9 protein-coding genes and 1 riboswitch are annotated in these 12,557 nt (G+C 33.1%); of the genes, 5 read left to right on the forward strand and 4 right to left on the reverse strand.

What is annotated here, in order from left to right; all coding sequences use genetic code 11:
- Nucleotides 1–113: 113 nt before the first annotated feature.
- Both ACQQ6V_RS03600 and ACQQ6V_RS03605 read left to right on the forward strand, forming a co-directional pair.
- Entirely contained in the window at nucleotides 114–1,022 is a 909-nt protein-coding gene (locus ACQQ6V_RS03600; protein ID WP_448844189.1) for a DUF4476 domain-containing protein, read from the forward strand.
- A 168-nt stretch (nucleotides 1,023–1,190) separates the two neighbouring features.
- A riboswitch (SAM riboswitch) is annotated at nucleotides 1,191–1,291 on the forward strand.
- Between the two features lie 103 nt (nucleotides 1,292–1,394).
- Nucleotides 1,395–4,166 carry a TonB-dependent receptor plug domain-containing protein gene (locus ACQQ6V_RS03605; protein WP_448844190.1) on the forward strand — a complete coding sequence of 924 codons (2,772 nt, stop codon included), beginning with the start codon at nucleotides 1,395–1,397 and terminating at the stop codon, nucleotides 4,164–4,166.
- Between the two features lie 200 nt (nucleotides 4,167–4,366).
- Here the strand turns inward: ACQQ6V_RS03605 and secG are convergent, their stop codons facing one another.
- A complete protein-coding gene (gene secG, locus ACQQ6V_RS03610; RefSeq protein ID WP_448844191.1) occupies nucleotides 4,367–4,702 on the reverse strand; it encodes a preprotein translocase subunit SecG in 336 nt (111 codons plus the stop codon).
- 185 nt (nucleotides 4,703–4,887) lie between these two features.
- On the opposite strand from secG, the gene ACQQ6V_RS03615 reads away from it, so the two are divergent.
- Both ACQQ6V_RS03615 and ACQQ6V_RS03620 read left to right on the forward strand, forming a co-directional pair.
- A complete protein-coding gene (locus tag ACQQ6V_RS03615; RefSeq protein WP_448844192.1) occupies nucleotides 4,888–6,888 on the forward strand; it encodes a S9 family peptidase in 2,001 nt (666 codons plus the stop codon).
- Nucleotides 6,889–7,001: 113 nt separating this feature from the next.
- Nucleotides 7,002–8,174: a sensor histidine kinase gene (locus tag ACQQ6V_RS03620; protein ID WP_448844193.1), complete on the forward strand. Its 1,173-nt coding sequence runs from the start codon at nucleotides 7,002–7,004 to the stop codon at nucleotides 8,172–8,174.
- A 54-nt stretch (nucleotides 8,175–8,228) separates the two neighbouring features.
- Here ACQQ6V_RS03620 and ACQQ6V_RS03625 read toward each other — a convergent pair whose 3' ends face one another.
- Nucleotides 8,229–9,038: a copper resistance protein NlpE N-terminal domain-containing protein gene (locus ACQQ6V_RS03625; protein WP_448844194.1), complete on the reverse strand. Its 810-nt coding sequence runs from the start codon at nucleotides 9,036–9,038 to the stop codon at nucleotides 8,229–8,231.
- A 114-nt stretch (nucleotides 9,039–9,152) separates the two neighbouring features.
- On the opposite strand from ACQQ6V_RS03625, the gene ACQQ6V_RS03630 reads away from it, so the two are divergent.
- Nucleotides 9,153–10,496, forward strand: a complete 1,344-nt coding sequence (locus ACQQ6V_RS03630; protein ID WP_448844195.1) for a DEAD/DEAH box helicase — start codon at nucleotides 9,153–9,155, stop codon at nucleotides 10,494–10,496.
- A gap of 69 nt (nucleotides 10,497–10,565) precedes the next feature.
- Here ACQQ6V_RS03630 and ACQQ6V_RS03635 read toward each other — a convergent pair whose 3' ends face one another.
- Together ACQQ6V_RS03635 and bsh are read right to left on the reverse strand one after the other, a co-directional pair.
- On the reverse strand, nucleotides 10,566–10,970 hold the full coding sequence (locus ACQQ6V_RS03635; protein ID WP_448844196.1) for a YdbT family protein: 405 nt from the start codon (nucleotides 10,968–10,970) through the stop codon (nucleotides 10,566–10,568).
- Between the two features lie 135 nt (nucleotides 10,971–11,105).
- Complete coding sequence (bsh, locus tag ACQQ6V_RS03640) at nucleotides 11,106–12,164, reverse strand: bile salt hydrolase (RefSeq protein WP_448844197.1); 1,059 nt, start codon at nucleotides 12,162–12,164, stop codon at nucleotides 11,106–11,108.
- Between the last annotated feature and the right edge of the window lie 393 nt (nucleotides 12,165–12,557).

Genomic DNA, 12,557 nt, shown 5'->3' on the forward strand with positions numbered 1-12,557 from the left:
TAATATTATTGAAAGAGAAGTTAATAAACTTCTCTTTTTTTTTATGCTTTTATATGATAATTATTTTTTATGGCATGATTCATGACATAATATAATTTATAAATTACAAAACTATGAAAAGTATTTTTACTTCGATGTTAATTGCTATTAGTATATCTGGTTTTGCACAAGAAGCCGGTAAAGCTGGTGAATTCCTTAAAAATGAAGCTTCTAAAACAGAGCTAAATACGCAAAAATCAGATAAAGGTTTTAGAAATAATAAGTCGTCTAACAATCGTAATTCTAATAATCAATCAGGAGCTTTGGATAACTCTGGTTTCCGAAATCCTAATAACTCTGGCAATAATAATTCTTCTTCTTCTGGGCAGACTTCTGGCTATCGGTGGAATCAGAATTTTGGCTATTCCGAAGTATTCTTAAGAATCCCTGAATATGGATATTTTACTGTAGAAATAGGAGACCAGACGATAAGTAATGCTTCTGGAAAATTTCGTTTTTTTGATTTAGACTCAGGTCGTATGCCAATTTCAATTTATCAAGATGGATTTCTTATTTACAGAACGCAATTATCAGTGTCTAATAATAACAGAATCGTTCTAGATTTCTTTACCCATAATGGATTATATCTTTTAGATTCTTATCCGATAAAAGGGCAGACATACGGTTTTAATCAATGGGATGATGTCTGGAATAATCCTTATAACAACGGTTGGGGTAATTCTAATCCAAGTAATGTAATGAATAATCAGAGCTTTTCTCAGTTTATGACTACGATGAAAAGAGAAGCTAGTTTTGATAATAATAAAAAAGACTTTATTCTACAACAACTGAGAACTACGCAATTTACGTCCAAGCAAATTGCTGAAATGTTAACTGAATTTTCTTTTGATACTAATCGCTTAGAATTGGCTAAGCAACTTTTTAACTCATGTGTAGATCGTAATAATTTCTTTATTGTTTTTGATGCTTTTACGTATCAGAGGTATAAAGATGATCTTATGAAATTCATTTCAAAATCTTAATATTCAAGAGAAGCTTTTTAGTTTCTCTTTTTTATTGTAAAATTAAATTATTGATAATCAAGCTATTAATTGCTTAAGTTTATCAATTCATACTATTTCGGTATGAAATGTTTGTTTTTTTATTAAAACTGTTTTACATTTGCACCATGATAATGCAATATTGTTGTTAACTTATTAAGAAAGATGGAGGGAGTTAACCCTTAGAAGTCTTAACAACCTGCCAATTAGGTAAGGTGTTTCATTTAACCTTGAAAAAGGATAGATAAGTAAGATCAGTTCATTTTTATTTTTATAGATATAATTTGATATCCTCTTTCTGTCTTTCTGGAAGAGGTTTTTTTATGGTCAAAAAATTTAAAAAATATAACAAAAATGAATTCAAATTCTAAAAAGAACAAAATTTACTCAGTGACAAGCGCTGTTGTTTTTTTTGCGGGCTTAGGGACTTTCTCTGGTCAAGAGATCGTGGCTAAAAAAGATTCTATACAACAAAATAATATAGAAGAGGTTGTTGTCGTAGGTTCTAGAAGCGGTGGACGATCTAAGGCTGATAGTCCAGTTGCAGTAGATGTTTTTAATATCAAAGAAGCTTCTGTAAGCCTGCCACAGACTAATATTAATCAAATTCTTAACAGTATAGCTCCCTCTTTTACGTCCACTATTCAGACTAATGCAGATGGTACGGATCATCTAGATCCTGCGCAATTAAGAGGTCTTAGTCCGGATCAGGTTTTGGTTTTAGTTAATGGTAAAAGAAGGCATACGTCTGCATTGATTAATGTTAATGGTTCTCCAGGAAGAGGGACAGTAGGGACGGATCTTAATGCTATCCCAGCTTTTGCGCTTAATAAAATTGAAGTTTTGCGTGATGGCGCATCTGCACAATATGGATCTGATGCTATTGCCGGTGTGATGAATTTAATCTTAAAAAAAGATACAGGAAAATTAACAGGACAACTTAATTATGGTGGATATCTTACACCAACAGCTAACGATCATACAGGTAATTTTGATGGGCAACAATATCAGTTAGATCTTAATTACGGGAATAAAATTGGAACTAAAGGTGGTTTTTATAACGTGACCTTATCTTCTCAATTTCGAGAGCCAACAACTAGAGCGGGTGTAGAAAGTGGTGCTTTGTATAATGCCTACAATGCAATTGAAAAAAGAGCGCTTAATGATGGAGTTAATTTGTCTTCTTTGTTTTCTAACATTAATAATACGCCCAATTCTCAGCAGTTAATAGATTACATCAAGCAATATGCGCCAAAGGTGGGATATTTTAACCAGGCATTACAAAATAATATTCAGAATGCGACGAGTATTTCTGCTTTGCAAGGTTTGTTAAAAGGCGATGTTACTAATCAGGAATTGGCATATCGCGGATTAGAAAGAAGAGATTTTAATATGCAAGTTGGACAGTCTAAGCTTAACAATCAACAAGTTTTTGCAAATATAGAAGTGCCTCTTAATGATGATTGGAAGGTTTATACTTTTGGTGGTTATGGCATAAGACATGGTAGTTCTGGAGGATTTTATAGACGTCCAAATCAAGCGAGAACATTTACAGGATTATATCCGGATGGTTATCTGCCTAATATTGTAACGGATATACAAGATGTGTCTTTATCTTCTGGGATCAAAGGAGAATGGAGTGGCTGGAATGTTGATTTGAGTAATACTTTTGGTCAAAATAGTTTCGACTATACGATTAAAAATACTGGCAATACGAGCTTGAGGTTTGCAACTCCTAATAGTTTTAAGGCGGGAGGATTACAATTTTTACAAAATACTGTTAACTTAGATTTCAGTAAGAATTTTGATGTTTGGTCTGGGATTAATGTAGCTTTTGGAGGAGAGCAGCGCCATGAGAATTTTAAGATTACACCAGGCGAAGCGGCTTCTTACACGGCTTATGATATTTTCGGGAATCCACAGACGGCTGCAACACCAGCTAATCAAAAGCCAACAGATTTTTTTGGAGCTGCTTTGGCAGGAGGATCACAGGTTTTTGCAGGATTTAGAGATGCTAACAGAACTGATAGAAGCAGAAACTCTTATGCAGCTTACGCAGATGTAGAATTTAATTTCACCAATTGGTTATTGGTAGATGCTGCAATTAGATATGAGGACTATTCGGATTTTGGGTCGACATTTAATTATAAATTGGCATCAAGAATTAAGTTAACAGATCATCTTAATTTCAGATTTGCTGGATCTACGGGTTTCCGTGCACCATCAATTCACCAGATTTATTATAATACAACATCTACTTTATTTTCTGATGGTGTCTTGAAGGAAGTAGGGACTTTTAGTAATGATTCTTATTTCGCTACAACTTTCGGAATTCCGAAACTCAAACAAGAAACGTCAAAATCTATCAGCACAGGTTTTACATATAAAATTCCGAGTCTTAATTTGAACATCACAGCAGATGCTTATTTTATCAGAATCGATGATCGTATTGTATTAACGGATCAATTTAATAGACCAACTGCAGAACAGATTTTGGTTAACCCTAGTCTACAAGGACTTCAACAAAAATTTGATGAAGCGGGTGTTACTGCCGCGCAGTTTTTTGCCAATTCTATAGATACAGAAACCAAAGGTCTTGATATTGTCATCAGCCATAATTACAGAACTGGCGCTGTAAAACTGAATAATGATTTTGCGATTAACCTTAATAAAACCAGAAAAGTTGGTGATGTACATACCTCAGAAGGGCTTAGAAACCTTGGGTTAGAAAATACTTTTTTCTCAGAGAAATCTAGAGTATATCTGGAAGATTCTGTGCCAAAGATTAAAGCCAGTTTATCTCATAATATAAGTTGGAAAGATTTTAATTTTTACTTAAGAAATACTTACTTCGGGAAAGTGTGGGGCGCAGATATTATTAATGCTAATGTACTACCTTACGAGCATCAGTTAATTTCTGATAAAGTCATTACGGATATTTCTTTGGGTTATACCATTACAAAAAATGTTGGATTGACATTAGGTGTTAACAATTTGTTTGATATCTATCCAACTAAGAATTTACCACTTTCTAGTAATAACGATCAATTTGTTTATTCTAGATCGACTTCACAATTTGGACAAAATGGACGCTACGTCTTTAGTAGAGTTAATTTTACTTTTTAATTTTTATTATTGTTTTGATAAAGAGAGAGACTGCGGTTTCTCTCTTTTCTTTTTAGAGATATATTAGACAAAGTTCTTAACGTTAGTTAGAAACTTAATGCGCTTTAATTTTGATAAACAAACTTCTATATTTCACTTTTTTAGACAAAAAAAACCGATCGAATAATCAATCGGTTTAATATTTATATAAAATATAATTCTTATTTCTGCACTGGAGCTTGTGTTGCTGGAGCATTATTAGTTGGTGCTACAGGAGCTTCTTGTTTTGCTGGAGCTTTAGGAGCTTGTGTTGCTACTGATGGTTTCCCAGTCATTACAATGCTTAATAATATTAGTACAGCAATTGTAATACCCAAAGTCCAAGTTGCTTTCTCCATAAAGTCGTTGGTTCTTTGCACACCAAATGTTGCAGAAGATGTACCTCCGAATGTACCAGAAAGACCTCCACCTTTAGGGTTTTGTGCCATGATAATAATTACTAATAAGACGCAAGCGATCATTATTAATACCATAAAAAGCGTGAATATAGTGCTCATTTAATTTAAAATTTTGAATGGCAAATATAATCATTAAAAATTAATTAATGAAAGATATTCTAGATTTTATGCGATTTATTTATAATAATATATTGATGGATACAATGTTTTTTTGATATATTATAATCTTAATGATCTTTAAAATATAATTAATAAATTCGTAGAGAATTATAAAAAACAATTTCATGCAGTTAAAACATACGCTTTTTGCGTTAGCAGCGCCTTTTATGATGAATGCACAACACGTGATGACGCCAGAAATTTTGTGGACGCTTAACAAAATCGGTGTTCAGGCAGTTTCTCCAGATCAATCTTCTTTGATTTATAAGTTAAGTAAAACAGATCTCAAAACTGAAAAATCAGGTTCTGAATCTTATTTTCTTAATTTAATTAATAATACAGCAACAAAGGTAGATTTCCGGAAAAGAGCAATCATCCAATGGGATAAGAATGGCTTATATGCACAAGAAGGAGATAAGATTGTTGTTTCTAAAGATGCAGGGAAGACTTGGCAAGATTTCTATGCCGTGGATGGCGATGTAGAAAATGTTGTTATTTCTCCAGACGGTAAAAAAATAGCTTTTAGTAAGGCTGTTTTAGTAGAAAAACTTTTAGGGAAAGATAAATACAATGATACGCCTAAGTCTACTGCGCAGATCTATACAGATCTTAACCACAGACATTGGGATGCATGGAATGAAGGTAAATATAACCACGTTTTTGTAGTTAATATTTCTGAATCTGTTGATAAAGCTAAAGATCTTTTAGAAGGTAAAAAATACGATTCTCCACAGAAACCTTTTGGGGGAAGCGAAGATTTTATATGGAGTCCAGACTCTGCTGAGTTATTATACGTGACTAAAGCTAAAAGCGGCGCAGATTATGCACAAAGCACTAATACTGATATTTTTGCTTACAACTTAGCAACAGGTACAACTGTTAATCTTACAGAAGGTATGATGGGTTATGATGTTAACCCAAAATTCAGTAAAGATGGCAAGTCATTATTGTGGCAAAGTATGAAACGCGATGGTTACGAAGCCGACAAAAATGATATCATTATCATGGATTGGAAGACCAAAGCTAAAACTAATCTTACCAAAAATTGGGACGAGTCTGTTACAGGGGCAACTTACTGGAGCGAAGACGGAAAATCTATTTATTTCACTGCTGCTTACAGAGGTACAATACAATTGTTTTCTGTAGATGCTAAGTCTGCAAAAGTAGCTCAGGTTACCAATGGACAATTTGATGTTAATGGCATTATTGCTCAGACTAAAAATAACCTTATCGTTACCAGAGTAGATGTTAATCATAATGCAGATCTTTTTTCAGTTGAATTGAAGAAAGGCGCGATGAAACAAGTTACGGAGGTTAACAAAGAAACTTACGCCCAATTGTCTCAAGGGACATCGGAGCTGAAAATGGTTAAAACATCGGACGGAAAAGAAATGGGCGTTTGGTTCCATTATCCGCCTAATTTTGACCCGAATAAAAAATATCCAACCCTTCTATATTGTCAAGGAGGTCCACAATCTGCGTTAACACAATATTTCAGTGTTAGATGGAATTTTGGATTAATGACAGCTAATGATTATATCGTCGTGGCACCTAACAGACGCGGTATGCCAGGTTGGGGTACAAAATGGAACGAAGAAATCAGCGGTGATTGGGGTGGACAACCAATTAGAGATTATATTGCAGCGACAGATTTTGCTAAAACTTTGCCTTATGTAGATAACGATAGAGTAGCAGCAGTTGGTGCTAGTTATGGAGGTTATTCTGTATTTATGTTGGCTGGGATGCATGAGAACAGATTCAAAACCTTTATTGCACATGATGGATTGTTTGACATGACATCTTGGTATGGGACAACAGAAGAGTTATTTTTTGCTAACTGGGATCTTGGCGGTCCTTATTGGAAAAACCCTCAACCTAAAGCTTACACAGAATTTAATCCGATTAAAAAGGTTGCACAATGGAATAAGCCAATTATGATTATCCAAGGTGGTATAGATTTCCGAGTGCCTTATGAGCAGGGACAAGAAGCTTTCCAGGCGGCTAAATTAAAAGGACTTAAAACTAAATTTTTATATTTCCCTAATGAAAATCACTGGGTTTTACATCCTCAAAATGGATTGGTATGGCAACGAGAATTCTTTGATTGGTTAAAAGAAACTCTATAAAAGACTTATCTTAAATATATAAAAAGTGTTAGAAAATATCTAGCACTTTTTTATTTGACTAAATAATTAAAATATTAATTTCATAAATTGCCAATCAAAACCGAATTTTCAGAATGAAAAGATTCAATTTTCTCAAGCGTATCAATAACTGGGTTATTTACTTTATCCTGACAGCTGTTGTTATGGGAATTGCTGTTTCTTCTGTTATTTTAATTAATCAATTAAGATTACAAGAGAAAAAAAAGGTTGAACTTATAACTGCGGCACTTAAATCTTATTCTGACGATGAGGCTTCTGCAGACACTAAGTTTCAAGGATTGTATCTGGCGGTAATGCAGGAAAATACCAATATTCCTCTTATCGTGACAGATGAAAAACGAACGCCTTTTTTCCTGTCTAATATTCCAAAATCTATAGAAAATGACTCAATCAAGTTACAAAATTTGGTTAAAAAGATGGAGAAAGCTTCCGAGCCATTTGTCGTAGAACAGCCATTTGGTAAGAAGCAATTCGTATTTTATGATAATTCTGATTTACTTTATTATTTTACCATATATCCCTATGCGATTGCGTTATTTATAGGACTTTATTTGATGTTTTCTTTTTGGTTTTTGAGGATGCTCAAGAAAAAAGACGAGGGTTTTGTCTGGGCTGGATTAGCTAAAGAAACTGCCCATCAGATCGGGACACCATTATCATCTATGATTGGCTGGGTAGAAATCATGAAGCTAGAAAATGAAAACGGAATGGGCGTGAAAGAGCTTGAAAAAGATGTAGAACGTCTGAAAACAATTTCTGAACGATTTTCAAAAATAGGATCTATCCCAGAGCTTACAGATCTGGATATTAATGAGACTATGCAGGAGAATTTTAATTATATGAAAAGTAGAATTTCTACTAAAATCGAATTTAATTTTCAAAAAACATATGAGAAAATCCTCATCCCGCATAGTAAGATTCTTGTAAGTTGGGTGATAGAGAATCTTGTGAAAAATGCTGTAGATGCTATGAAGGGCGAAGGCAAATTGGATGTTTTGCTCTATAATAAAGGACGCAATGTGTATATTGATGTGGTAGATACAGGAATAGGAATGACAAAAAGCCAAGCGAGAAAGGTTTTCAAACCGGGATATTCTACCAAAAAAAGAGGCTGGGGATTGGGATTGTCATTAGCCAATCGTGTAATCCATGAGTATCACAACGGCGAGATAAAAGTTGTTAACTCTCAATTAGGAAAAGGATCTACCTTTAGGATTATTATGAAACTGCCTAAAGATGATGTATAAAAAATGTCGCATTCTGGTAAAGAGTGCGACATTGTTATAATTGCTAGAAATGTTTTAGTTCATTGGAACTTTAAATTGAGCGATAACTTTTTTATCTTTATTTAGAAAAGACAAATCTTCATTGTCAATTAAGAAAGATTTTGTTTCTGATAAAACTTTACCTAAGTCTTTTTCTGCAGACATATCTGAGCATGCCATTAGTGTTGACATAGCATTACCTATTTCTAATTGATTGTTAGGTTTGATTTTGAAAGCCCCATTCATCTGATTACAACCAGCAGTTGAAGTAAAGCGATTATCTTCATCTATAAATTGGATATAGCCTTCTCTTTTTGGCGATTTTTCTAAGTCAAATGCTTTTCCATACAAAGTCATAATTCTCCACTTTTTATTAAGAAGCGCAGCATTGTCTTTTGACAAAACATAATGATCAGCAAGGCTGCCTGTTATCTTTTTACCAGAAGTATCTAACATAGTAAGTGTATTTTCTCCAACAAAAAACTTAAGTGCTTGTCCTTTGCTATCTGACGGTTGCAAGGTAAATTGATTATCATTTTTGTCCCAAACATAATTGCCTTTTTCTTCTATTGAAGCTTTCTTACCAAGATAATCTTGTTTTAGAACATAGGTATTATCTTGATTAATATATATGATTGTTTTTTTACCTTCGCAATCTGCACATGGCAAAGTTCCTTGGTACATACCATCATAATCTAAAGAGTTTTTAGCATTGTGAGCATCTGCTATATCGCTTTTTACAGAATTGTTATTAGTATTGGTCATTTTACAAGATGTAAAACTTAGCATAAACAGACTAGCAAGTCCGATAGTTTTTAACGATTTTAAAGTCATTTGTGGAATCATAAGATTTATTTTGACACGTGTTAAACAAATATTATTCCTTTCTTTTAAAATGATTAATTAAATACAATTATATTTAATTAATCACCTTTTTTTTGAAATGATTATCTTTGCAAAATGATATCAAGCTTTTCCGATTTTGATTTACCAAAATCTCTTAATAATGCTTTAGAAAAATTAAACATTTCTGAGCCTACACCAATTCAGTTAAAAAGTTTTTCGCCGATTCTTTCCGGACGCGATGTAATGGGCATTGCGCAGACAGGTACGGGTAAAACGTTGGCGTATCTTTTACCGATTCTTAGAGAATACAAATACTCTAAAACTGATCAGCCAAAAATTGTTATTCTGGTACCTACCCGAGAATTGGTAGTGCAGGTAACGGAAGTTCTTAATCAGTTAACGGAAGAAATTAATGTTCGTGTTTTAGGAATTTATGGTGGTGTTAATATCAATACTCAAAAGAAGTTGGTGTATGCTGGTGTTGATATTCTAGTTGGTACACCTGGGCGTGTTATGGATCTTGGGATTGATAATGTTCTTCAGTTCAAAGATCTTAAGAAATTGGTGGTTGATGAGTTTGATGAGATGTTGAGTCTTGGTTTTAAAGGTCAGCTGACACATATTTTCACGATGATGAGTAGCAAACGTCAGAATATTTTGTTTTCTGCTACAATGACAGATCAAGTAGATGCAATGTTGAATGAGTATTTCAAAAATCCATTGGAGATTTCTTTGGCAAGATCTGGTACACCGTTGGAGAAGATTGCTCAATCTGCAATTCCTGTTGCTAATTTTAATACAAAGCTTAATCTATTAATTCACTTCTTGAAATCAGAAAATGATTTTGAAAAGATTTTGATTTTTGCTAATAATAAGAAACACGCAGATTTAATTTTCAATAAAATTAATGAAGAATTCCCTGGACAATTTGGAGTTATTCACTCTAATAAGTCTCAGAATTTCCGTCTTCGTACGATGGAAGAATTTAGTAATAACGAGCTAAGAGGTATTATCACAACGGATATTATGGCTCGTGGATTAGATATTCCGGATGTTTCTCACGTTTTCAATTTTGAGATTTCGGAAGTTCCGGAGCAATATATTCACAGAATTGGACGTACTGGTCGTGCGGATAAAGATGGTATTGCAATCAGTTTTTATACTCCAAAAGAAGCAACTTTTATTTTGGATATAGAATTGTTGATGGATAAAGAGATTCTTAAAGTAGATTTCCCAGAAGCGGTTAAGATTTCTGATATTAAAATTGAGTCTGAGAAAGAGGTTGTAAAAATGAAAAACCTTGTTAATGTTAAGCTTAATGAAGGTAATTCTGCATTCCATGAGAAAAAAGATAAGAATAAAAAGGTCAATCTAGGAGGACCAACAAAGCGTAAACCGCCTAAAACAAAACCTACAAACAGAGGTCAGCAAAAACAAAAAGCTAAAAAGAGAAAGTGAAAACTTCTTTAATAAACAAAAAGCTCTCAAAATTATCATATTATTTTGAGAGCTTTTTTTGTTTCAATATTACTTGAATTTCTTTAAAGCTAAATTTAAGTTTAGGGTTTTAAAAAAATCTTGAAATTCTGATAATTGATCTTTATTAATCTGATTTTGAACAATTTTAAGCTTTTTATCAGAGGTAATAAATGTGAAATCTCCAGCATAATAATTGACAGCTTTAATATCATCCAGTTTTATCTCTTTAGCTGGAATAGAATTGATTTTAAGTGTGTTGTCTGTGATTTCGAAATAGTTTTTACGAGATTCTAAAATATACAATATGATGTATGCAAGCCCTCCGGCTAGGGTAAGATAAGCATTCCATCTAAATTGTTTAATGCTCATGTAATAAGCTATGCTAAGTACAATCCAAAAAATCCCTAAAATTAAATTAGTATAAAGTCTCTTCTTAGAGTAAGCAACCTTCATTAGTCAATATTATTTTAGTTTCAAATTTAAGGATTTTTAATGAAAAATACTTAGCAATAGTTATTATGGTTTTTATGACAAAGTATTTCTATACGGCTATTTCTAGCACGAAGAGATTTTTTGCGCAATAATATTTTATATCCCTAGAAATGTAAATGCTTTAGTTGGTACAAAGGTTTTAGATGTTTCTCCCGCATAGGTTTCATTTTTACTTACGCTTAATCTTTTTACAGGCGCATTTTTGTTAAAGTCTAATTTTTTGAGATCAACCCAAAAAGTATTTGGAGTTTTAATCGTTTCAAAATAGTATACGAGGTTTTTTTGATCCGCTACAGATCTCCATCTTGTTGAAGATATATTAGGTTCTGCTTCTGAAGAAATACCGTAAGGGACAGAGCAATTTCTAATAACACTGAAAACACTTGCAACAGAAGTTCGCACATCCGCAGTCTGAGGGATAGCATTGATGTAGTAAGATGCTCTCGCAAACCGATCTGCTGCTCTGTTAGTCCCTGGTAACATTATGGTACCTGGGATGCCAAGCCAATATTTATTAATGGCTAATTGCTCATCAAAAGTAGGAGAGTTGGTCATTACTGTGTAAGAAGAATCATGATGTATTTTTAGTTTTCCTCCGATATACTCGAAGATGGCATTATCGCCTGATGCATCAGATATAGAAAGGTGTAGTGTAGTGAATTTTGTCGTCCCAGGAATATAATCAGAAACGATTACAAATTCTTCTTTTCTAAGCTCGTCTACAGCATCTTTAACGGATGCAAAATTATCTAAAACGTACTGCGCCCAAGCAGAAATAGTAATACCTTTATCTTTTCCGTTGGGATTATACTTGGGATATTGACTTTCTACGAGCCAAAGAACATTAGCCACTAAGCCCTTCTCATTAATACCATCTGTTGTAGCAATGTCCCATGCACTGGTGATGACACTTCCATATTTAGAAGTCCAATTAATGGAGTTTTTGCCGACACTTCCATTTTTCTCAATTCCTCTTGGGAATACCCAGATATTGGCGTCTATTTCGTCTTTCCAATCCATGGATCGGGCTGTAATTACTGTATTATCGGGGCCTTTGTAGACTACTCTTGTGCAGGCATCCATTTTCTGAGTAAGCGTTAGCATTGCGATGGTGCTTAATGCTACTGTTGCTCTAAGTAAATTGTTTTTTTTCATGTTTAACTAATTTTTAGATTAATATCTGTTTATGAGATTTAATATATTTTGGTTATTTCATTATTTGATATGCTTTACAATTTAATAAAAATAATCTATTATTTTGGTTTTAATTTAATTAAATGTTGTTGATTATCAATTGTTATAAATAATCGCAAGAGTAATTATTAGTTTGTTTTTGTAAGTATTTATAATTGTATTATAGTTTATACTTAATAAAATCGAATAATAGATATGGGTTAATCACAACTTAATTAGAGCGGATTATGTTGATGTAGTTTTGTTATTTTCATTTGTTTGGATTTTTTTTATTGATTTATTTGTTTTTGATGGTTGATGTTAGTGATTGTGTAATTTTACGATTGGTATGTAGATAATAAACCGTAACTCTGT

It is taken from the genome of Chryseobacterium electrogenes (genome assembly GCF_053553015.1).

What these genes read in the sequence shown, in the direction of transcription:
- ACQQ6V_RS03600 (WP_448844189.1), top strand. Translation starts at nt 114, where the DNA reads ATGAAAAGTATTTTTACTTCGATGTTAATTGCTATTAGTATATCTGGT.
- ACQQ6V_RS03605 (WP_448844190.1), top strand. Translation starts at nt 1,395, where the DNA reads ATGAATTCAAATTCTAAAAAGAACAAAATTTACTCAGTGACAAGCGCT.
- secG (WP_448844191.1), bottom strand. Translation starts at nt 4,702, where the DNA reads ATGAGCACTATATTCACGCTTTTTATGGTATTAATAATGATCGCTTGC.
- ACQQ6V_RS03615 (WP_448844192.1), top strand. Translation starts at nt 4,888, where the DNA reads ATGCAGTTAAAACATACGCTTTTTGCGTTAGCAGCGCCTTTTATGATG.
- ACQQ6V_RS03620 (WP_448844193.1), top strand. Translation starts at nt 7,002, where the DNA reads ATGAAAAGATTCAATTTTCTCAAGCGTATCAATAACTGGGTTATTTAC.
- ACQQ6V_RS03625 (WP_448844194.1), bottom strand. Translation starts at nt 9,038, where the DNA reads ATGATTCCACAAATGACTTTAAAATCGTTAAAAACTATCGGACTTGCT.
- ACQQ6V_RS03630 (WP_448844195.1), top strand. Translation starts at nt 9,153, where the DNA reads ATGATATCAAGCTTTTCCGATTTTGATTTACCAAAATCTCTTAATAAT.
- ACQQ6V_RS03635 (WP_448844196.1), bottom strand. Translation starts at nt 10,970, where the DNA reads ATGAAGGTTGCTTACTCTAAGAAGAGACTTTATACTAATTTAATTTTA.
- bsh (WP_448844197.1), bottom strand. Translation starts at nt 12,164, where the DNA reads ATGAAAAAAAACAATTTACTTAGAGCAACAGTAGCATTAAGCACCATC.